Here is a 21,538-nt window from a genome sequence, read left to right on the forward strand (position 1 = left end):
ACTTTATCGCAACGCCTTGTCTCGGGTCGATAGGCAAACTCGACTCCGAACGGGGGCGCCGATGTGAGTGGGCCTTGAACGCCACTATTCAGGAGAACGGCATGTTAGACGAGTGGAAGGGCAAGCGGGTACTGATCACCGGGGCAAGCCGAGGCATCGGCGCCGCCGTGGCCCGACAGTTGGGGGAGCTGGGCGCACGGGTGGCGGTGCACTATCACGCCAGCGCGGACCTCGCCGAGACGGTGGCCCAGGCGGTCCGCGACGCTGGCGGTGAGGCCTTCACCCTGTCGGGCGATGTCAGCCGTTCCAGCCAGGCCCAGCGGTTGGTCGACGAGGCCGCCGAACGCCTGGGGGGCCTGGACCTGCTGATCAACAACGCCGGCGACATGCTGGGGCGAGTCTCCCTGGATGACATGGACGACGAGCAGTACGACCGCGTGATGGATCTCAACGCGCGTTCGGTGGTCATGGCCAGCCGTGCCGCGCTGCCCCATTTCCGCCGTGCCGGGCGCGGCAATATCATCCATACCACCTCCATCGCCGCGCGCAACGGCGGCGGTCCCGGAGCCGGTCTCTACGCCTCGGCCAAGGGCTTCGTCAGTACCCTGACCCGCAGCATGGCCAAGGAGCTGGCGGGGGAGGGTATCCGGGTCAACGGCGTGGCGCCTGGCACCATCGCCACCGACTTCCACGAGCGTCACTCCAGCGAGGCCCAGATGGCGGCGGCACGCGCGTCGATTCCCATGGGGCGACTGGGCAGCGCCGAGGAGTGCGTGGGTGCCTATGTCTTCCTGGGCACCGATACCATGAGCGGCTATGTCACCGGTCAGGTGATCGAGGTCAACGGCGGACAGCTGATGCCATGACCACGCCCTCTTCCTGCTATGCGATCGTCATCACCATGGGGGACCCGGCCGGCATCGGCCCGGAAATCATCTGTCGTGCCGTGGCCGCCATGTCCCCCGCCGAACGTGCCACCACCCTGCTGGTGGGGGATCCCGCCATCTACCGCCGTGCGGCGCGCTCCATCGGCGCCGAGCTTGCCTTCACCCTGCTCGACGAGGCGGGTGAAGCCACTGGCGGCGTGGCCGTGGCCATCGTCGAGGTGCCGGAGGACGTCGAGATACCGGATGGCAGGATCAGCGCCGGCGGGGGTGACATGGCGTTTCGCTGTGTCGAGACAGCGGTCAAGCTGGTTCAGGACGGCCGGGCCCGGGTGATCGTCACCGCACCGCTCAACAAGGCCGCGCTGCACGAGGCCGGTCATCATTACGATGGCCATACCGGAATGCTGGCGGCGCTTACCGGGGCGCCGTCGTCGTTCATGCTGCTGGCCTCCGAGACGCTATCGACACTGCACGTATCCACCCATGTCTCCCTGCGCGGGGCCATCGAACGGGTCACCGAGAAGCGCATCGTCGCCACGGTGGAAGCGGGCCACGCGCACCTGGTGGCCATGGGTGTGGCGAACCCGCGCATCGCCGTGGCCGGGCTCAACCCCCACTGTGGTGAAGGCGGGATCTTCGGCGACGAGGATGGGCGGGTCATCGCACCTGCGGTAAGGGGCCTCAAGGCGCGGGGGTTCACGGTCAGTGGCCCCATATCCGCCGATACCGTCTTCTACCGAGCCTCGAAGGGCGAGTTCGACCTGGTCGTGGCCCAGTACCACGACCAGGGGCATATCCCGGTCAAGCTGATCGCCTTCGACACGACCGTCAATGTCAGCCTCGGGCTGCCGGTCCAGCGCACCTCGGTGGATCACGGCACCGCCTTCGACATTGCCTGGCAGGGCAGGGCGGATGCCACCAACATGGGGGCGGCCATTGCCTACGCGCGTCGGCTGGCGGACGTCGCGACCGGGGCTGAGTCGCGAGCGTCCCAGCCGTGAGCGGGGCGGCCCATGATGAAGTGGGCGCTGGCAGCACCGGCTGCCGTGTCGCCATCGTGGCCGATGACCTGACCGGCGCACTGGATGCCGCTGCCCCCTTCGCTGCACGAGGCGCCGATGCGCGGGAGGTGCTGGCTCCGAGTTGCGCAATGGGCGTGGAGCGGCTAGGTTGGAATCTGATGGTATGACACGTATACAGCAGGATACCCAGCCAAGGCGGTGAGTGCCCGGCACCTCGCTCGAACACGCGATTCGCCACCATCAACAACCCACACGTAGAACAAACTCAACAGGTTGTGAGGAAAACAAGATGAGCCACAAGAGCCAACGCCATCTCAAGCTGGTCCGCATGATGACCGCCAGCATGCTCGCTGCGGGCATCGGCTTCACCGGCGCCGTACAGGCCCAGGAAACCCTGCGGTTCGCCCACGTCTACGAGACCTCGGAGCCGTTCCACAAGTGGGCGGAATGGGCTGCCGAGCAGATCGCGGAACGTACCGAAGGGCGTTACACCATGCAGGTGCACCCGGCGTCCTCGCTAGGCAAGGAAGAGGACATCAACGAGGGGCTCGAACTGGGTACCGTGGACGTGATCTATACCGGAACCCAGTTCGCTGGGCGCTCCTATGGCCCCATGGGTATCGCCGGTGCCGCCTACATGTTCCGGGATTTCGATCACTGGCAGGCCTATGCCGAGAGCGACCTGTTCCAGGAGATCGCCCAGGGTTACCAGGACCAGACAGGGAACGTGCCGATCGCCCTCAATTACTATGGCGAGCGCCATGTCACCTCCAATGTGCCGGTGAACGAGCCCGCGGACATGCAGGACATGAAGATCCGTGTCCCCAATGCGCCGATGTACATGATGATGCCGCGAGCCGTGGGCGCCAACCCGACCCCCATCGCCTTCGATGAGGTCTACCTGGCCCTGCAGCAGGGCGTGGTGGATGCCCAGGAGAATCCGCTTCCGACGATCCGCGCCAAGGCCTTCCACGAAGTTCAGGACTACATCAACCTGACTGGCCACATCACCGACTCGCTGATCACCATCGTCGGTGGGCCACGCTGGAACCAGCTCTCAGAGGAGGACCGCGAGATCTTCCGTGAGGTCTTCCAGGAAGCCGCCGAGAACAATACCCGGGATATCCAGCAAGCCGAGGCGGAGCTGGTGGCCTGGTTCGAGGAGCAGGGCAACACCGTCAACGAGGTGGACCGCGAAGCCTTCCGTGAGGCCGTTGTGCCCGCACATAACGGCTCGGCCGCGACATGGGATGAGGAAACCTACGATCGCCTGCAGGCCATCGGCCAGTAACCGCTACCCTGTGAGGGGCTTCCGTCGCTCTCGGGCGGAAGCCCTGGAGTCTTGCCATGAGTGAGAAGCGTGAAGATTCCGTGCCGCCTGCCGATCCCCTGATCGACTTCGAGTCGGCCTTTGACGATACCCCCTTTCGCCTCAACGACTATCGCCTGGAAGACCTGGCGACCCTGATCCTGTTCTGGGCGCTTATCCTGGTGGTGTTCGCCCAGTTCTTCAGCCGATACGTGATGGGGAGCTCCATCGGCTGGACCGAAGAGATCGCCCGCTACCTGCTGATAGGTGTCGGCTTCCTGGGCAGCGTCATGGCAGCGCGCAATGGCAGCCACATCATGGTGGAGTTCTTCTACCACTACATGCCCGCCTGGCAGTCACGCCTGCTCGAACGCCTGGTGGGGGCAGCCAGTCTTGGCTTCTACCTGGCAATGACCTGGGTGACCTATCGCCTGGCGTCGCGCACCAGCAGCCTGATGGTCTCGGTAGACCTGCCCAAGAGCCTGATCTACTACACCGTCTGTGTCGCCTTCGCGCTGATGGCGATACGCACCGCACAACGGCTGTATCTCAAGTACCGGGACCGTGCTGCATGATGCCCGTGACAAGGTTTCCCTCAATGCCATCCTTATCGAGAGTCTTCGCATGTCCCGACTATCCGTGATGCGCTGGCACAAGCCGGTCGTATCTCCGCTGCTGGCAACACTGGCCGTGCTGGGCTGCGTGATCCTGCCACTGATGGGCTACCATCTTTCCTTCCTCTTCTTTGCCCTGTTCACCATGCTGGTGCTCGGCGTGCCCATCGCCATCAGCCTGGCCGGTGCCTGCCTGATGTTCGTGCTGATCACCGGTCAGGTGCCTGACATCGTGGTGGCCCACCGCATGATCAACGGTATCGACAGCTTCCCGCTGCTGGCCATTCCCTTCTTCATCTTCGCTGGTAGCTTGATGAACAACGGTGGCATCACCGAGCGCATCTTCAACTTCGCCAAGGCGCTGATGGGCTGGATGCGCGGTGGGCTGGGCCACGTCAACGTCGGCGCGAGTATCGTTTTCTCGGGCATGTCGGGAGCGGCGGTAGCCGACGCCGGTGGTCTCGGCATGATCGAGGTCAAGGCCATGAAGGATGCCGGTTACGACGAGGAATTCGCCGTTGGCATCACGGCGGCATCGTCGACCATCGGGCCGATCATTCCACCCAGCCTGCCCATGGTGATCTATGGCGTCATGGCCTCGGCCTCGGTGGGGCAGCTGTTCGCCGCCGGCCTGGTGCCGGGCCTGCTGATGGGGGCCATGCTGATGCTGATGATCTTTGTCATCTCCCGTCGCCGAGGCTATACCGCCGATGCACGATTCTCGGTGCGCGTACTGGGGCGGACCTTTGGCCGGGCGTTCCTGTCGCTGATGACCCCGGTCATCATCGTCGGCGGCATCATCACCGGGGCCTTCACCCCCACCGAAGCGGCCGTGGCTGCAGTGGCCTACGCCTTGCTGCTGGGTGTCGTGGTCTATCGCACCCTCACCTGGCAGAAACTGCTCAAGGTCAGCATGGAGACCATCGAGACCACAGCGGTAATTCTGTTCATCGTCGCGTCAGCGTCGATCTTCGCCTGGATCCTGACCAGCAACCAGGTGACTCAGAGCGTCATCGCCCTCATGGGGCCCTTCGCCGACAGCAAGATCGCCGTACTGATGATGGCCAATATCGTGCTCATCATCGTCGGCTGCTTCATGGAGACCATCGCCGCGATCACTATCCTGGTGCCGGTGCTGCTGCCCATGGCCATCGCCGTGGGCGTCGACCCGGTCCACTTCGGCGTGATCATGGTGCTCAACCTGATGATCGGCCTGCTGACACCCCCGGTGGGCATGGTGCTCTACGTGCTCTCGAGGGTCTCCAACGTCAGCTTCGAGCGCTGCATGCGCGGCACCATCCCGTTCCTTATCCCGCTGGTGTTCTGCCTGCTGCTGGTGACCTTCATACCGGCCATCTCCATGTGGCTACCGACGCTGATCTACCGCTGAGGCTGATCGCCCACCCTCATCACGACCGAGACCAGAAGCGAGCCGTCCATGAACGATCCCCAGCAGGATTTCCGCGTCGCCACCGAGGACCTCGAGCGCTTCATGCGCGAAGCTCTGGCGGCTGCCGGCGCCGACCAGGCATCGGCAGATGCGGCGACCCGGGCGCTGGTCACCGCATCGCGGATGGGCACAGACAGCCATGGCCTGCGCCTGCTGCCCCATTACCTGACGGCGCTCGAGGGCGGACGCATCCAGGGGGCGCCGAGGATGGTCTTTCATCGCCGTCTTGTGGCCACCGGTTTCCTGGATGCCGACGATGGCCTGGGTCATCTCGCCGGTTACACCGCCATGGAGCACGCCATGGCCATGGCCGGGGAGGCCGGCATGGGAGCGGTGGCGGTGGGTAACTCGTCGCATTTCGGTGCGGCGGGATGCTACGCCCTGGCCGCCGCCGAGCGTGGCTACATCGGCATGGCCTTCTGCAACTCCGACCCCTTTGTGCTGCTGCACCAGGGGGCAGCGCCCTTCCACGGTACCAACCCGATCGCCTTTGCGGCGCCGGTGGCGGGCAACGCCCATTACCTGCTGGACATGGCGACGAGTTCGATCCCCTGGAATCGCGTGCAGCAGTACGGTGCCATCGGTCGTGAGCTGCCCGACCAGGTGGCCGCCGACGCAGCGGGCCGGGTCACCCGCACGCCAGACGAGGTTGCGGCACTCCTGCCCCTGGGCGGTAGCGACTTCGGCTTCAAGGGGGCGGGCCTGGGGGGAATGGTCGAGGTGTTGAGTTCCGCCCTGGCGGGGATGCAGAACGGCTTTCGCTTATTGCCCATGGGTGGGCCGGACATGGAGACGCCGCGGGGCATCGGTCACTTCTTTCTCGCCATTCAGCCCGACGCCTTCGTCGAGGAGGGTACCTTCGCCCGCTGTCTCGCCGACTACCTGGCCGACTTGCGCAGCCGGCCCGCGAGAGACGGCGCCGAAGTACTGGCCCCCGGCGACCGTGAATGGCGCTGCCAGGCGAGGCGGGATGCCCTGGGCATTCCACTCGATGCGGCGAACCGCCAGGCCTATGCCGAACTCGCCCGGCAGTACGGCCTTTGCCCGCTGACCCGAATCGGCTGAACGAAAGCAGGGCAAAATACAGTAAAATAGCGGTAGATAAGCGGTTAACCAGGAGAAAAAGTGCCCATGACCAAATACCGGGTCGAGCGCAAGACGCTGTCCGAACAGGTCGCCGAACAGCTCGAGGCGGAGATTCTCGAGGGGCGGCTGGGCGAGAACGACCAACTCCCCTCCGAGCGGGAGCTGATGGAGCAGTTCGGCGTCGGTCGGCCGGCGGTGCGCGAAGCGCTGTTCCACCTGCAACAGCTTGGCCTGATCGCCATCAACAGCGGCACTCGCGCTCGGGTCATTCGACCCACGGCCGAAGCGGTGATGGCGCGACTCTCCGGAGTGACACGCCAGCTGCTCTCCAAGCCCGACGGCCAGCAATACTTTCAGGAAGCCCGGGCCATGTTCGAGATATCGCTGGCCCGCTATGCGGCACGTCATGCCAGTGACGAGGATCTCGCCCGGCTACGCGAGGCCCTTCAGGACAACCGCGATGCCATCGGCGACGAGGCACGCTTCAAGCGTTCCGATAACGATTTTCATGGCGTGCTGGCCAGCATCGGTCGCAACCCGATCTTCGATGCCATTCATGTGGCGCTGTCCGAATGGCTCGACGACCGGCGCGCCCAGGTGCTGCAGCAGAAGGACGAGGACAAGGCGGCGCTCGCAGCGCATATCGAGATCGTCGAGTCCATTGAGTCCCGTGACCCCGACGCCGCCGAGGCGGCCATGCGCCGTCACCTGGATCGCCACTACGGCACCTATATGAAGCTCAAGAGGCGCCTGACTCCCGAAGCGGAGTGAAAAGTGACGGACCGAGCGTTTCCCTACAGCGACACGCCGCGTTTCCAGGGTATGAAGTCGTACTGGGCGAGGCCGACCGCACGGGGCTGGTAGCGCCCCGAGGCGGCGTCGATGCACAATTCCAGCAGGCGGTCGGCCAGTTCGTCGATCGACGCCTCGCCGCGAATGATGGGGCCGGCATCGAAGTCGATGACATCGCTCATGCGCAGGGCAAGCTCGCTGTTGCTGGCGATCTTGAGCACCGGGGTAACCGGGTTGCCGGTGGGCGTGCCGAGTCCGGTGGTGAACAGGATCAGGTTGGCCCCGGACCCCGCCAGCGCGGTGGTCGACTCCACGTCATTGCCCGGTGTACAGAGCAGGTTGAGACCCTTGCGCATCAGGGGCTCGGTGTAGTCGAGCACGTCGACCACTGGGCTGTCGCCGCCTTTCTTCGCCGCCCCGGCGGACTTCATGGCATCGGTGATCAAGCCGTCGCGAATGTTGCCCGGCGAAGGGTTCATGGAGAAATCGGCTCCGACCCGGGCGGCATGCTGCTGGTAGGCATCCATCAGGGTCGCGAAGCGTTCGGCGACCGCATCGTCGCTACAGCGGGCGATCAGCTCATGCTCCACGCCGCACAGCTCGGGGAACTCGCTGAGGATGCCGCTGCCGCCCAGGGCCACCAGGCGGTCGACGACCGCCCCCACCAGCGGGTTGGCGGAAAGCCCCGAGAACCCATCGGAGCCGCCACACTCCACGCCGACGACCAGCTCGGACAGGGGGGCTGGCCGCCGTTCGACCCGGTTGGCCTCGGCGAGGCCGTCGAAGATGGTGGTCAGGGCCTGCCGAATCAGCGCCTCTTCGCTGATGCTGGCTTGCTGTTCCAGGTAGTGCACCGGGCGCAGGCCCTGGGGGTCGCGCTCGGCCACGGCGCTTCTGAGCATCTCGATCTGCGCCTTCTGACAGCCCAGGCTCAGCACCGTGGCGCCGGCCACGTTGGGGTGGCAGATGTAGCCGGCGAGCAGCTGGCAGAGCGCCTGAGCATCCGCGTCGGTGCCGCCGCAGCCCAGGGTATGGGTCAGGAATCGCACGCCATCCACGTTGGGAAAGAGCCGCTCGCGCGGCAGGGCGACGGGCTCCTCGGAGGCCTGGCCGTGAAGCAGCTCCCTGGCCAGCCGCTTGTAGTCGCGGTAGGGATCTTCGCCCAGGGCGTCGGCGATACACTGGCGCAGGACCTCGATATTGCGGTTCTCGCAGAACACCAGCGGCACCACCAGCCATACGTTGGCGGTGCCCACACGGCCATCCGGGCGGTGGTAGCCGTCGAAGGTGGCGTCCTGGAAGCGGGAGACATCCGGCGCCTGCCAGCTGCCGCGCCTGGCCTGGGGCGAGGTGGTAGCGGTGCTGTGTTCGGTATTCTCGGTGGTGATGGCGCCGCCTCGTGCTATCGGCCGGGTGGCGCGGCCCACGGTGACGCCATACATGATGACGGTGTCGCCGGGCTCGAGGGCCGTGATGGTGAACTTGTGCTTGTGTCGAATGGCCTCGGCAAGGGGGAAGGGCTGTCCATCGTCGTCGATCTCGGTGCCGGCGGGCAGGTCCTTCAAGGCCACGCGCACGTTGTCGGCGGCATGGACGCGCAGGCTGTCCAGGTGGCCGGTGTCACTGGCAATGGTCTGGCTCATGGCTTGGCTCCGATTCAGCGCCGCGGCTCGGCGATGACGGCTTGATGCTGCTCGCCGAGGCCTTCGATGCCCAGGCGCATGCGCTGGCCCGGCTTGAGATAGACCGGCGGCTGCTGGCCCATGCCCACGCCTGGCGGGGTGCCGGTGGAGATGACATCGCCCGGCTGCAGGCTCATGAACCGGCTCAGGTAGCTGATCAGGAAGGGGATGCGGTAGACCATGGTGTGGCTGTTGCCATCCTGGTAACGATGGCCATCCACTTCCAGCCACATGTCCAACCGGTGGGGGTCGGGCACCTCGTCCGGGGTAACCAGCCATGGGCCCATGGGGCCAAAGGTGTCACACCCCTTGCCCTTGTCCCAGGTGCCGCTGCGTTCGAGCTGGAATTCCCGTTCGGAGACGTCGTTGATCACGCAATAGCCGGCGACATGTTCCATGGCGTCGGCTTCATCGATGTAGCGGCCGCCCTTGCCGATCACCACACCGAGTTCCACTTCCCAGTCGGTCTTCTGCGAATCCCGGGGAATGATCACCTCATCGTCGGGGCCACAGATGGCGCTGGTCCACTTGTTGAAGACGACGGGCTCCGGTGGAACCTGGGCGCCGGTTTCGGCCGCATGGTCGGAGTAGTTCAGGCCGATGCAGATGAACTTGCCGACTCCGCCAACGCAGGGGCCAAGGCGAGTGTCGGGTGCCACCGAGGGGAGGCGCGAAACATCGAGCTCGGCCAGCCTGGCGAGACTGTCGCGGCCGAGGCGTGTCCCGGCGAGGTCATCGATGTGGGCCGACAGATCGCGGATCACGCCGTCGTTGTCGAGCAGGCCGGGTTTCTCGTGGCCCTTGGGGCCAAAGCGCAGCAGTTTCATGGGGTGTCCTTGTCTGTTATTCGTTCTCAGATGAGCCAGCCACCGTCGATGACCTGGGCGGTACCGGTGGTATAGCCGGACTCGTCGGCGGCGAGGTAAGTGGCGAGTGCGGCGATTTCGTCAGGGGTGCCGAGCCGGCCCAGCGGTTGACGCCCGATGAACTCGTCGTAGACGCTGGACTCCTCGCGCCCCTGCTGCATCGCCTGGGCCCGAATGCGCTGGCGCAGCGAGGGGGAGTCCACGGTGCCGGGGCAGATCGCATTGCAGCGAATGCCCTGGCCGATATAGTCGGCGGCTACCGACTTGGTCAGGCCGAGCACCGCCGCCTTGGTGGTGCCGTAGGCGCAGCGGTTGGGCACGCCCTTGAGGCTCGAGGCCACCGAGGCCATGTTGATGATGCTGCCGCCGCCGTGGTCCAGCATCTTGGGAAGCAGGGCCCGTATCATGCGCATCATGGCGGTGACATTGAGCGCCAGCGACAGCTCCCAGTCCTCCTCGGTGCCGGTCAGCAGCGAACCGCTGGCCACGTAGCCGGCGCAGTTGAAGAGGATGTCCAGGGGGGGAAGCTCGCCGGCCAGCGCTTCGATGGCAGCGGTATCCAGCACGTCCAGTCGGCGCGTCTCGACGTTTGGCGTGGAGGTGAGCTCGGCCAGCGACGCCGCATCGATATCGGTGGCGATGACCCGGGCGCCCTCAGCGGCGAAGCGAAGCGCCGTGGCCCGGCCGATACCCTGGCCGGCGGCCGTGATCAGCGCCGTCTTGTTCTGCAGTCGCATGTCGGCTCCCGGAAGTCGGTGAGTGGTCGCTTTAACCTGTATGACAGGATACTAGCACGACAGTCATTCCGATTATGGCGCAGTTTCCGGGGGATGCCAAACTTGGCGCGGCAGGGCGCTGATGGAGCGGGAAGGGAGGCCGGGGCCAACGGGGAGACGATACTATCGGAAGGGCCCCTCCGGCCTCGGCCGGAGGGGGAGGGTATCAGAAGCGAGAAGCCATGCGGCGCTGGGTGAGTTCGGCGTAGTCGGCGAGAATGGCGGCGGCCTCGGTCACCTGGACACGCTCCACCGGTTCTTCGTCGTCGTCTTCGTCGCGGGTATCGACCAGCTCCTCGATGAGGTCGAGGCCCAGGGCCTCGCGACGCCGGTTTTCCAGCGACAGCTGCTCGGCGTCCCTTGTCTCGACTTCACGCTGGCGCTGCTCGCGATCGAGGCTCACGCTGGTGTGCTCTTCGCGCAGGCGGCGGGCCAGGTCGGCGCGCTGCTCCAGGAAGACGAAGTTGGGGTGGGTATCGGCACGCTCCCGGTGGCGAGAGCGCAGGGTTTCCAGATACTCCCAGGGCTCGCCGTAGTGACGATACTGCACCTCCTGGACGGTGTCCCACTCCAGCGCGTTGTCCAGGCTGCTTTCACCGATCCGTTCGGGGTCCACCAGGCTGGGGAACAGGATGTCAGGCTCGACGCCGCGGTGCTGGGTGCTCTCCCCGGAGATGCGGTAGAACTTGGCACGGGTGAGCTTTATCTGGCCATGGCTCAGTTCGCTCAACGTCTGCACGGTACCCTTGCCGAAGGTGGCATTCCCCAGCACCAGGCCGCGGCCGTAGTCCTGGATGGCGCCGGCAAAGATTTCCGAGGCCGATGCCGACAGCCGGTTGACCAGCACCGCCAGCGGGCCGTCGTAGAGCGTGCCGGCCTCGGTATCGCCATAGAGGCTGATACGCCCACGCGCATCGCGCACCTGAACGGTGGGGCCACGGTCGATGAACAGGCCGATCAGCGAGTTGGCTTCCTGCAGGGCGCCACCGCCGTTGTTGCGCAGATCGAGCATGATGCCATCGATCCCCTCCTCCTTGAGTCGTTCGACTTCACGGGCGACGTCACGGGTGGTGCTGCGGAACTCCTCCTCACCGGCCTGCCAGGCATCGAAGTCGACATAGAAGGTAGGGATCTTGATCACGCCGATACGCTGAATGCCGTCGTCACGCTCGACTTCGATGATTTCTCCCTTGGCCGCCTGGTCCTCGAGGTCGACGGTATCGCGGGTGATCGCGACTTCATGGGAGCGGGTCATGTCCATGGCTTCCGCCGGCACCACTTCCAGGCGCACCACGCTGCCCTTGGGTCCACGGATGAGATCCACGACCTCGTCCAGGCGCATGCCGACCACGTTGACGATCTCTTCGCCATCCTCCTGGCCGACGCCAATGATGCGGTCGGCCGGCTCCAGCACCCCGGCGCGGTCCGCCGGGCCTCCGGGAACCAGGCTCGAGACCTTCACGTATTCGCCGTCGGACTGCAGCATGGCGCCGATGCCCTCCAGCGACAGGCGCATCTGGATGTCGAAGGATTCGCCCTGGCGGGGGGAGAGATACTCGGTGTGGGGGTCGATGCTGCTGGTCACCGCGGCCATGAACAGGCCGAACACATCCTCGCCGTTGGTCTGGCGAAGCCGGGAGAGCTGTCCCTCGTAGCGCTGGCGCAGGTTGGTCTCGACCTGCTCTTCGTCCTGGCCGGTAATGTCGAGGGTCAGGGCGGCGTTCTTGAGCCGCTTGCGCCACAGCTCGTCCAGTTCCTCATGGCTCTCGGCCCAGGGGGCCTCGCTGCGGTCGAGCTCGAGGCGCATATCGGTCTCATACGTGTAGCCGAGGCCCTCGTCGATCTTGTCCAGCAGCCACTCGAAGCGCGACTCGGCGCGATCGTGATAGCGCTGATAGAGCTCATAGGCGGGGGCCAGTTCCCCCTCGAAGATCATGTCGTCGATGCGCTCCTCGAGGTGACGAAAATCCTCGACATCGCTGTCGAGCAGGAAGGCACGCTGTCCATCGAGCACATCGAGATAGCGTCCGAAGGCCAGTCGAGACCACTCATCGTCGAGGGCGGCATCGGCATAGTGGCCATAGCGTAGCGATTCGGCCACTTCTATCGCTGCCTGGCGCTGAGCTTCGCTGGGCTGAATCTGGGCCAGCGCCACATTGCCGGTCAGCAATACAAGGGCCAGCAGTATGGCTGAGTGCCGAATAACGGCTAGCAGGCTCATCAATGAAGCACTCCCGGTTTCGTGTAAACTTCCTTCCCTAGACACGCGCAAGGCTTGCGAGTTGCAAAGGACGACAGGGTATTGTACCAGCTGTCTCGTCAACCACAGACCCCCTGAAGAGGATTCTCATGTCTCAGGAAGCCCGACTTGAGCGACTGCTCGACTTTCTGCAGCGCTCGCCGACCCCCTGGCACGCCGTATCGGTCATGGCCGAGCGACTCGAGGCCGCCGGCTTCCGTCGACTGGATGAGACGCACCCCTGGCAACTGGCGGCCGGGGAACGGTTCTATGTCACCCGCAACGATTCCTCCATCATTGCCCTGCAGCTGCCCCGGGAGGGACTCGACGCCCTGCGCATGATCGGGGCCCATACTGATAGTCCCGGCCTTCGGCTCAAGCCCAATGCCGCCCAGACATCGATGGCCGGCTGGCTGCAGCTGGGTGTCGAGCTCTACGGCGGGGCGCTGCTGGCCCCCTGGTTCGACCGTGACCTGGGCCTGGCGGGACGCGTTCATCTGCGTCGGGCCGATGGCCGGCTGGAAGGGCTGCTGCTGCATGTCGACCGCCCTGTGGCGACCATCCCCAGCCTGGCGATCCATCTGGATCGAGAAGCCAACAACGGACGAGCGCTGAACGCCCAGACCCAGATGGCGCCGGTCTTCCTTCAGGGGGGCGAGAAGGCCGACCTCACGCGGCTGCTGCTGGAGTGGCTCGCTGCCCAGCACGACATCGGGGACGCGGAGATTCTCGACTTCGAGCTGGCGCTCTTCGATACCCAGCCGCCGGCGCGGGTGGGGGTGAGGGGCGAGCTGATCGCCAGCGCCCGCCTGGACAATCTGCTGTCCTGCTTCATCGGCCTGGAGGCGCTGCTCGAGTCGGATGGGTCCCAGGGGGTCGTGCTGGTTGCCAGCGATCACGAGGAGGTCGGCAGCGCCAGTGCCTGCGGAGCCCAGGGGCCCTTCCTGGGAGATGTCCTGCGCCGCGTCAATGCCCAGCTCGGCGAGGCGGGGGAGGGGAAAGAGGAGGGCTTCATCCGGCTGATCCAGGCCTCGCGCATGATCTCCTGCGACAACGCCCATGCCCTGCACCCCAACTTCACCGACAAGCACGATGCGGCCCATGGGCCGGCCCTGAACGGCGGACCGGTGATCAAGGTCAATGCCAACCAGCGCTATGCCACGAACAGTGTCACCTCGGCGCTGTTCCGCGACCTGTGCCGCGAGGCCGGGGTTCCGGTCCAGGTATTTGCTACCCGCGCCGACATGGGCTGTGGCAGTACCATCGGGCCGATTACCGCCACCGAACTGGGTGTGCCGACGCTGGACGTGGGCGTCCCCCAGTGGGCCATGCACTCGATTCGCGAGACCGCCGGCGCCCAGGACGTGGAATACCTGACGCGGGCGCTCGTTGCCTTCTGCAATCGCGCGGAGCTGGCCTGAGCGACGTACGAGAGGCGCCGGGGCAGGGCGAAGAGGAGGTCCTGCGCCAGGATGGCGTCGGTAGCGTACAGGGATGTATTTACAGCGCCTCCTCGCAGGCCTGGTCCCGGAGCTCAAATAGCGAGGATACTTGTCATACAAAAAACCCGGCGCCAATGAACCGTCCAACTATTGGGGGGCAGTTCACAATGGCGCCGGGTTTTTTTGAATGCTTGGTGGCTACGCCCTGATTCGAACAGGGGACCCCATCATTATGAGTGATGTGCTCTAACCAGCTGAGCTACGTAGCCATTCAACGGAGGCGAAGTTTACGGATTCGCCTCCGGCAGGTCAAGGTTTGTGGTTACACATTGAAGCGGAAGTGGATCACATCGCCATCCTTGACCACATACTCCTTGCCTTCCAGGCGCCATTTGCCGGCATCCTTGGCGCCCTGCTCGCCGCCGAGGGTGACGAAGTCGTCATAGGCGATGACCTCGGCGCGGATGAAACCCTTCTGGAAGTCGGTATGGATCACCCCGGCGGCTTCCGGGGCGGTGGCGCCCACCTTGACCGTCCAGGCGCGGACTTCCTTCACCCCGGCGGTGAAATAGGTCTGCAGGCCGAGCAGGCCGTAGCCGGCGCGGATCACCCGGTCGAGCCCCGGCTCCTCCATGCCCATCTCGTCGAGGAACATGGCGCGTTCCTCGTCGTCGAGCTCGGCGATCTCCGCCTCCAGCTGGTTGCACACCGGCACCACCACGGCGTCTTCCTCGGCGGCGATCTCACGCACCACGTCGAGGTAGGGATTGTCCTCGAAGCCGTCCTCGTTGACGTTGGCGATGTACATGGTCGGCTTGAGCGTGAGGAAGCCGAAGCTCTTGAGCTGGCGCTGCTCGTCATCGTCGAGGCCGAAGCTGCGCAGCGGCTGGCCTTCCGCCAGGTGGGGCTGAATGCGCTCCAGGATGGCCTTGGTGGCGATGGCCTCCTTGTCGCCGCCCTTGGCGACACGCACCAGGCGCTGGATGGCCCGCTCCACGGTATCGAGGTCGGCCAGGGCCAGCTCCATGTTGATGATCTCGATGTCGGCCCGTGGGTCGACCTGGTTGGCCACGTGGATGACGTTGTCGTTGTCGAAGCAGCGCACCACATGGGCGATGGCCTGGGTCTCGCGGATGTTGGCCAGGAACTTGTTGCCCAGGCCCTCGCCCTTGGAGGCGCCCGCCACCAGGCCGGCGATGTCCACGAACTCCATGGTGGTGGGCAGGACCTTCTGCGGCTTGACGATGGCGGCCAGCGCATCGAGGCGTGGGTCCGGCATCGGCACGATGCCGACATTGGGCTCGATGGTGCAGAAGGGGAAGTTCTCGGCATCGATGCCGGACTTGGTCAGGGCGTTGAAGAGGGTGGACTTGCCGACGTTGGGCAGGCCGACGATACCGCAGTTGAAACCCATGATGATGTCCTGAAAGTAATGGCGAAAATGGCGTCGGGGTCAGCCCTTGAAGCTGTGCAGCCGGCTCATGGCGCGGGCCCAGTCGCCGGCGACGGCCAGCGGCAGGGTAGCCAGGCATTCACCGATGGCACCGCCGATGGCACCGAGCTCGGCCTTGCCGGGACGGCCCAGAACGTAGTTGGTGACCTGGCGTGAATCGCCGGGATGGCCGATGCCGATGCGCAGGCGATGGAAGTTCCTGTCGTTCCCAAGGGCGCTGATGATATCGCGCAGGCCGTTGTGTCCACCGTGGCCGCCGCCCTGCTTGTAGCGGGCCGCGCCGGGGGGGATGTCCAGCTCGTCATGGGCCACCAGCAGTTCGTCGGGAGCGATCTTGTAGAACTGGCACAGGGCCGCCACGGCGGCGCCGCTGCGATTCATGAAGGTCGTGGGTTCGAGCAGGTGAAGCTCCTGTCCCTCGAGACTTACCTTGGCATAGAGGCCCAGAAACTTCTTTTCCGGACGCAGCTCGGTGCCGGCCTGGCGTGCCAGGATTTCCACCAGCCAGGCGCCGGCATTGTGACGGGTCTCTGCATAGTCGCCACCGGGATTGCCCAGCCCGATGATCGCTTTCACCTGGGGCATGCGGGGTCTCCAAAAAAAACAAGCGCCGTAGCGCTTGGTCGGGTCGGGAAGGGGCCGCCACAGGGCGGCCCCGACAGGGCCGGTTATTCGGCCGCGCCTTCGCCTTCCTCGCCTTCACCTTCCTCGCCTTCGGTATCTTCACCGCGCACCTTGGGCTTGCTGATGGTCAGCACGGCGTTGTCGTGGTCGGCGCCGTAGGAGAGCTCGACCAGCGTCACGCCGGCCGGCACCTTGAGGTCGGAGAGGTGCAGGGTAGTGCCCAGCTCGACCTCGGAGATGTCGACTTCCAGGAAGTCGGGCAGGTCCTTGGGCAGGCAGCTGATCTCGATCTCGTTGGAGAGCACGTGCAGCTCGCCACCGTCGTCCTTGATGCCCTTGGACTTCTCTTCGCCCACGACATGCAGCGGCACGCGAATGGTGATCTCGTGGGTGGCGTCCACGCGCAGGAAGTCGGCATGGGTGATCAGCGGCTTGTACGGGTGACGCTGCAGGTCGCGCACGACGACCTGCTGCTTCTTGCCGTCGACGACCAGGTTGAGCACCGAGGAGAAGAAGGTTTCGTCTTCGACGGCCTTGTAGAAGGCGGCCTTCTCGACGGAGATCGGCTGCGGAGCCTGTTCGCCACCATAGATGATGGCCGGCACCTGGAGGTTCTCACGACGCAGGCGGCGGCTCGCACCTTTCCCCAGGTCGTTGCGAACGCTGGCATTGAGAGTGAAATCGGACATGATGTTGCCTCTTGCTTGAGATAAGGAAATCACGGCGGCCCGCGACCTGACCACCGTGTTTCCGAAAGCCCCGTGGGGCACTTTTCCGACGCCCTGTTCTTGCTGAAAGTCGCTGAGACTCAGTGGAACATGGCGCTGACGGATTCTTCATTGCTGACACGACGAATCGCCTCGGCGATCAGGCCGGCTACGCTGAGCTGGCGGATCTTGCCGCTACGGCGAGCCACGTCGGACAGCGGGATGGTATCGGTGACGACCACTTCGTCGAGCACCGACCCGGCGATGTTGTCCACTGCAGGGCCGGAGAGGATCGGGTGGGTGGCGTAGGCCACCACGCGGCGAGCGCCATGGGCCTTGAGCGCCTCACCGGCCTTGCACAGGGTGCCGGCGGTATCGATCATGTCGTCGACCACCACGCAGGTACGGTTCTCGATCTCGCCGATGATATGCATCACCTGGGCCTGGTTGGCCTGGGGACGGCGCTTGTCGATGATGGCGAGATCGGCATTGAGCTGCTTGGCGATGGCGCGGGCGCGGACCACGCCGCCTACGTCGGGGGAGACAACCACCAGATCATCGTAGTTCTGGCGCTCGATGTCGTCGAGCAGGATCGGCGAGCCGTAGACGTTGTCCACCGGCACGTCGAAGAAGCCCTGGATCTGGTCGGCATGCAGGTCCATGGTCATCACCCGGTCGACGCCAGCCTTGACCATCATGTCGGCGACCACCTTGGCGGAGATCGGCACGCGGGCGGAGCGGACACGGCGATCCTGGCGGGCGTAGCCGAAGTAGGGCACCACGGCGGTGATTCGCGTGGCGGAAGCCCGGCGCAGGGCGTCCACCATGAGAATCAGCTCGAGCAGGTTGTCGTTGGTCGGCGCGCAGGTGGACTGCAGGATGAAGACGTCCTTGCCGCGAACGTTCTCGTTGATCTCGACCGCGATTTCGCCGTCGCTGAACTGCCCGACCGTAGCGTTACCCATGCGGGTGTCCAGACTCTCGGCGATCTTCTGGGCGAGTTCGGGATTGGCATTCCCGGCAAAAACCATCAATTTTGACACGCGCATCCACCTATGCAGTGTTGGGGGGCTCTCGGGACTCATCGGTTCGGCACCTCGTCCGCAACGGCCGGCAGTTCGTGACCCTGGCACGATCAGCGGCCCAGAGCAGCATGTAGCGGGGAGAGGTTGAGGCCGCGCGCCGTGAATGCCATGAAGCGGCTGGGCAGGTCGGCCACGATGCGCTTCGCCTCCGCGTCGGTCTCTACCCGGGCGAAGACGCAGGCACCGGTTCCCGTCAGCATGGTCGGTGCGCGCCTGCCCAGCCAGTCAAGGGCTTCCGCCACTGGCGGATAGAGTGACCGGACCGTCGGCTCGCAGTCATTGTGCCAACTGGGCGCTCCCCCCTGCAGTGCGCGCGCCATGGTAATCGGGGGGGTATCACGTGTCAATTGCGCGGCGCCGAACACCGCCGCGGTGGCGACGGCGACCCCCGGGTGGATCACCACGAAACAGGGGGTGTCCAGGGTCACCGGGGTCAGCCGTTCGCCGACGCCTTCAGCCCAGGCAGAGCGGCCGCGGACGAAAACCGGTACATCGGCACCCAAGGCCAGGCCCATGGCGGCCAGCCGCTCCTCACCGAGGTCCAGGCCCCATAGCCGGTCGAGCCCCAGCAGCGTCGTGGCGGCGTCCGAGCTGCCGCCGCCCAGGCCGCCACCCATGGGCAGGCGCTTGGTCAGGTGGATGTCGGCGCCGAGGCGGCAGCCGGTCTCGTCCTGCAACAGCCTGGCCGCCCGTACGATGAGGTTCTCTTCGCTACGGATGCCGTCCACGGCCGGTGTCAGGGTAATGCCGCCATCGTCGCGCCGGGTCAACTGCAGCGTGTCGCCGTAGTCGAGAAACTGGAACAGCGTCTGCAGCTCATGGTAGCCATCGGCTCGTCGACCGACAATGTGAAGCATCCGGTTGAGCTTGGCCGGTGCCGGCAGGTTCAGCGTCGCCGTCATGGATCAGTCGTCGAGGACGGGACGCCAGTCGGTGACCACCAGGGTCACGCGCAGCTCGCCGTACTCCATGATCATGCGGCGCGGCAGCCACAGCGATTCGACCAGGGTCCAGTCGCGGTAGTCGATCTCCCAGCCATCCTGCTCGAGGCGGCGGGGGAAACCGAGTTCATCGTGGTCGATGTGGTATTGGCTGTGCTCCGCAGGCAGGCCGCGAATCCAGTCGGAGAGCGAACTGACCGGCAGGGTCCAGCCCAACTGTTGTTGCAGTAGCGCCTCGGGGGTCTCGGCTTCGAAACGTCCCTCGGAGGTGGTCAGCGAGAAGCGGCCTTCGCGACCCTCCAGCGTGTTGCGGCCGCTGCCGAAGGGGCCGCTGATCAGGATGCGATAGTAGTGGGGGTGCTGGCTCCAGTCGAGGTTGGCGCTGGTGTTCTCCTGGGGGGTGCGAAGCCCGGCCTTGCCGGCCAGTATCCAGGTGTCGAGGGTCTCGAGGCGTTCCTGCTGGGCCTCCCACTGGCCCGCTGCACGATCGGAGTCAGGGGCGGGCATGGGGGCGGCGCAGCCGGCCAGCAGCATCAAGGCCAGGCTCGTAAGCAAGAGTCGCAGGGCATTGGCGTGGAGCGTCATGGCAGTGTCTCGTCAGCGGGTGCGTGGCTGGGAAAGGAAAATAACGGTAGCGATCAGGGTGTCAACTCGGGAATGCGTTCAAGCAGGTCGTCGACCACGGGATGCTCGTTGAAACGTTGCAGCGCCTCGTTGACCAGGGCGCGGGCGTCGTCTTGGCGCTCGAGCACCCACAGCACCTCGGCGAGATGGGCGGCAATCTCCTGGTCGGGCATGGCGGCGTAGGCGCGCTCCAGCCAGGGCAGGGCGCGCTCCGGGTCGCCGAGGCGGAAGTGGACCCAGCCCAGGCTGTCCATGATGGCGGCATTGCCCGGCTCGATCTCATGGGCCCGCTCGATCAGCTCCCGGGCTTCCTCCAGCCGGCCCTCGATGTTCAGGTCGGCCAGGGTATAGCCCAGCGCATTGAGGGCCGTGGCGTTATCGGGGTCGCGCTCGATGATGCGACCCAGGTCGCGCTCCATGGCCTCGATGTCTCCTTCCGCCCAGGCACGCATGGCGCGCAGGTAGAGCAGTTGCTCGTCGTTGGGGGTGCGGGCCAGCTCCCGGTCGAGCAGGGCGTCGGCTTCCGCCGTCATCCCGGCTTGGTCCAGCAGCTCGACCTCCAGCATGACCAGGTCGTTGAAATGGTCGTCGTGGCGCAGCCGCTCGATGCGCAGGAAGGCGCGGGCGTCCAGCAGGCGGTCATCCTCGATCAACATGCGGGCCGCGCGCAGGCGAGCCCGGAGGAAGTCGTCACCCGATGCCACCTGGCGGTAATAGAGCAGGGCGTTATCGACTTCACCCTCTTGCTCGGCAATGGCGCCGAGGAGGTAGAACGCCGTGGGCGGCGGCTGCTCACCGCTCACCAAGGGCAGCAGCACTCGGCGGGCGGCTTCGAAGTGACCATCCTCCAGGAACAGGCTGGCCAGCGTCGTGCGGAGCTCCTGGTTGCCCTCATGTTCCTCGAGCAGGGTGTCGGTGTGCGCCTCGGCGGCGGCCACATTGCCAAGCTGCAGTTCGGTCTGGGCCAGCAGCAGCAGGAACCGGGGATCGTCTGGCGACACTTCCAGGCCGCGGCGGGCAGCGTCCCGGGCCTGGGCGATATTCCCGTCGCCCAGCGCCAGGCGGGCACGGGTCATCCACAGTGCCGGCAGCTCCGAGTGATCCCGAGCCAGGGCGTCTAGCCGGGTCTCGGCTCGCTGTGATTGCCCTGTGGCGGCCTCGAGTATCGCCATGGCCAGTACCGCATCATGGTAGTGCGGGTGGTCGCTGCCGCCGGGTCGACTGAGGTGCTCGCCCATGCGCTCGCGCAGGGGGAGGGGGGGAACCCCGGCATCCAGCGCCAGTTCCATGAGCAGGGTGAGTTCGCCATGAGCGCCCTGCTCTACCAGCAGCAGCCGTTTCTCCAGGGCGCCTACCCAGTCACCCCGCTGCAGAGCCAGCCCCGCCAGCAGGCGAAGCGGCGCCTCGGCCGTCGGCGAAAGCTGGTGCCAACGCTCCACCGTCTCCTCGAGCAGCAGGGGATCATTGCTGAAGCGGGCCGCCAGGGTGGCGCGCTCGGCCAGCTCCGCGGCCTGGTAGCGTTCGGCCATCGCCAGGTAGCCGCGGGCGGCGCGGCGGTAGTCGCCGCGCTGGCCGGAGAGTTCTGCCACCAGCAGCGTGGAGAACCCCTCGGCATCCAGCCCCCGCTCGATGGGCGGGGCGGAATCGAGCGGATCGTCAAGGTCCGGCATCAAGTGGGCCAGTGGCATGCCTTGGCAGCCGGTCAGCAGGGCGGCAAGGCCAAGGGTCGCCATTCCATGGCGAATGAAGCGTGTCAGGATCGGGGGCATGCGTGTCTCGTCCAGGATGCCAGCTGCCAGCATACCGACTCAGGCCCGGTGGGCAAAGGGATCGACTCCAATGTCGGCCAAGGTCAGCGAAACGACACCCCCCTTGTCGTACGTCAATTGTCGCCAGGGTGTACATGGCGCCGAGGATGGAAGGCTGTGGTAGAATGCAG

At 65.5% G+C, this 21,538-nt stretch carries 20 protein-coding genes and 1 tRNA gene; 9 read left to right on the top strand and 12 right to left on the bottom strand.

The genetic code is table 11. The features are described 5' to 3' along the window. The first annotated feature begins 101 nt into the window (after positions 1-101). The 8 genes from LY622_RS13330 to nanR all read left to right on the top strand — a co-directional run bounded on the left by LY622_RS13330 (position 102) and on the right by nanR (position 7,139). On the top strand, positions 102-866 hold the full coding sequence (locus LY622_RS13330; RefSeq protein ID WP_234291328.1) for an SDR family NAD(P)-dependent oxidoreductase: 765 nt from the start codon (positions 102-104) through the stop codon (positions 864-866). Continuing rightward, positions 863-1,888: a 4-hydroxythreonine-4-phosphate dehydrogenase PdxA gene (gene pdxA, locus LY622_RS13335; RefSeq protein WP_234291329.1), complete on the top strand. Its 1,026-nt coding sequence runs from the start codon at positions 863-865 to the stop codon at positions 1,886-1,888. Before LY622_RS13330 ends, pdxA begins: the two co-directional genes overlap by 4 nt. Continuing rightward, complete coding sequence (locus LY622_RS13340; RefSeq protein WP_234291330.1) at positions 1,885-2,076, top strand: hypothetical protein; 192 nt, start codon at positions 1,885-1,887, stop codon at positions 2,074-2,076. The genes pdxA and LY622_RS13340 overlap by 4 nt, the downstream gene beginning before the upstream one ends. A gap of 122 nt (positions 2,077-2,198) precedes the next feature. Then, positions 2,199-3,200: a sialic acid TRAP transporter substrate-binding protein SiaP gene (locus tag LY622_RS13345; RefSeq protein ID WP_234291331.1), complete on the top strand. Its 1,002-nt coding sequence runs from the start codon at positions 2,199-2,201 to the stop codon at positions 3,198-3,200. Between the two features lie 56 nt (positions 3,201-3,256). Continuing rightward, on the top strand, positions 3,257-3,793 hold the full coding sequence (locus tag LY622_RS13350; RefSeq protein ID WP_234291332.1) for a TRAP transporter small permease: 537 nt from the start codon (positions 3,257-3,259) through the stop codon (positions 3,791-3,793). 49 nt (positions 3,794-3,842) lie between these two features. Further along, on the top strand, positions 3,843-5,222 hold the full coding sequence (locus LY622_RS13355) for a TRAP transporter large permease (RefSeq protein ID WP_234291333.1): 1,380 nt from the start codon (positions 3,843-3,845) through the stop codon (positions 5,220-5,222). Positions 5,223-5,270: 48 nt separating this feature from the next. Next, positions 5,271-6,347 carry an Ldh family oxidoreductase gene (locus LY622_RS13360; protein ID WP_234291334.1) on the top strand — a complete coding sequence of 359 codons (1,077 nt, stop codon included), beginning with the start codon at positions 5,271-5,273 and terminating at the stop codon, positions 6,345-6,347. 66 nt (positions 6,348-6,413) lie between these two features. Further along, positions 6,414-7,139: a transcriptional regulator NanR gene (nanR, locus tag LY622_RS13365; protein ID WP_234291381.1), complete on the top strand. Its 726-nt coding sequence runs from the start codon at positions 6,414-6,416 to the stop codon at positions 7,137-7,139. 23 nt (positions 7,140-7,162) lie between these two features. On the opposite strand, the gene LY622_RS13370 is transcribed toward nanR, so the two are convergent. The 4 genes from LY622_RS13370 to LY622_RS13385 form a co-directional block, all read right to left on the bottom strand. After that, positions 7,163-8,803 carry a UxaA family hydrolase gene (locus tag LY622_RS13370; protein WP_234291335.1) on the bottom strand — a complete coding sequence of 547 codons (1,641 nt, stop codon included), beginning with the start codon at positions 8,801-8,803 and terminating at the stop codon, positions 7,163-7,165. A gap of 14 nt (positions 8,804-8,817) precedes the next feature. Continuing rightward, positions 8,818-9,669 (bottom strand): fumarylacetoacetate hydrolase family protein, encoded by an 852-nt coding sequence (locus LY622_RS13375; RefSeq protein ID WP_234291336.1) that lies wholly within the window; start codon positions 9,667-9,669, stop codon positions 8,818-8,820. A 26-nt stretch (positions 9,670-9,695) separates the two neighbouring features. Further along, the gene (locus tag LY622_RS13380; protein ID WP_234291337.1) at positions 9,696-10,445 is read right to left on the bottom strand and encodes an SDR family oxidoreductase; all 750 of its coding nucleotides are present in this window, start codon (positions 10,443-10,445) and stop codon (positions 9,696-9,698) included. 205 nt (positions 10,446-10,650) lie between these two features. After that, entirely contained in the window at positions 10,651-12,705 is a 2,055-nt protein-coding gene (locus LY622_RS13385; RefSeq protein WP_234291338.1) for a carboxy terminal-processing peptidase, read from the bottom strand. Between the two features lie 128 nt (positions 12,706-12,833). Here LY622_RS13385 and LY622_RS13390 point away from each other — a divergent pair, with 128 nt between their 5' ends. After that, positions 12,834-14,144, top strand: coding sequence for a M18 family aminopeptidase (locus LY622_RS13390; protein WP_234291339.1), 1,311 nt, complete (start codon positions 12,834-12,836; stop codon positions 14,142-14,144). A gap of 213 nt (positions 14,145-14,357) precedes the next feature. Here the strand turns inward: LY622_RS13390 and LY622_RS13395 are convergent. The 8 genes from LY622_RS13395 to LY622_RS13430 form a co-directional block, all read right to left on the bottom strand. Next, positions 14,358-14,434 (bottom strand) — tRNA-Met (locus tag LY622_RS13395). Positions 14,435-14,487: 53 nt separating this feature from the next. Beyond that, positions 14,488-15,579: a redox-regulated ATPase YchF gene (gene ychF, locus LY622_RS13400; protein ID WP_234291340.1), complete on the bottom strand. Its 1,092-nt coding sequence runs from the start codon at positions 15,577-15,579 to the stop codon at positions 14,488-14,490. A 39-nt stretch (positions 15,580-15,618) separates the two neighbouring features. Next, positions 15,619-16,203, bottom strand: a complete 585-nt coding sequence (gene pth, locus LY622_RS13405) for an aminoacyl-tRNA hydrolase (protein WP_234281328.1) — start codon at positions 16,201-16,203, stop codon at positions 15,619-15,621. 83 nt (positions 16,204-16,286) lie between these two features. Continuing rightward, positions 16,287-16,931: a 50S ribosomal protein L25/general stress protein Ctc gene (locus LY622_RS13410; RefSeq protein ID WP_234291341.1), complete on the bottom strand. Its 645-nt coding sequence runs from the start codon at positions 16,929-16,931 to the stop codon at positions 16,287-16,289. 119 nt (positions 16,932-17,050) lie between these two features. Next, complete coding sequence (locus LY622_RS13415) at positions 17,051-17,992, bottom strand: ribose-phosphate pyrophosphokinase (protein ID WP_234291342.1); 942 nt, start codon at positions 17,990-17,992, stop codon at positions 17,051-17,053. A 92-nt stretch (positions 17,993-18,084) separates the two neighbouring features. Then, positions 18,085-18,936, bottom strand: coding sequence for a 4-(cytidine 5'-diphospho)-2-C-methyl-D-erythritol kinase (ispE, locus tag LY622_RS13420; protein ID WP_234291343.1), 852 nt, complete (start codon positions 18,934-18,936; stop codon positions 18,085-18,087). Positions 18,937-18,939: 3 nt separating this feature from the next. After that, positions 18,940-19,560 carry a lipoprotein insertase outer membrane protein LolB gene (gene lolB / locus LY622_RS13425; protein WP_234291344.1) on the bottom strand — a complete coding sequence of 207 codons (621 nt, stop codon included), beginning with the start codon at positions 19,558-19,560 and terminating at the stop codon, positions 18,940-18,942. 53 nt (positions 19,561-19,613) lie between these two features. Beyond that, on the bottom strand, positions 19,614-21,368 hold the full coding sequence (locus LY622_RS13430; protein WP_234291345.1) for a tetratricopeptide repeat protein: 1,755 nt from the start codon (positions 21,366-21,368) through the stop codon (positions 19,614-19,616). Positions 21,369-21,538 lie beyond the last annotated feature (170 nt).

Source organism: Halomonas alkalisoli (genome assembly GCF_021412585.1).
GTDB classification, from domain to species: Bacteria; Pseudomonadota; Gammaproteobacteria; order Pseudomonadales; family Halomonadaceae; genus Halomonas; species Halomonas alkalisoli.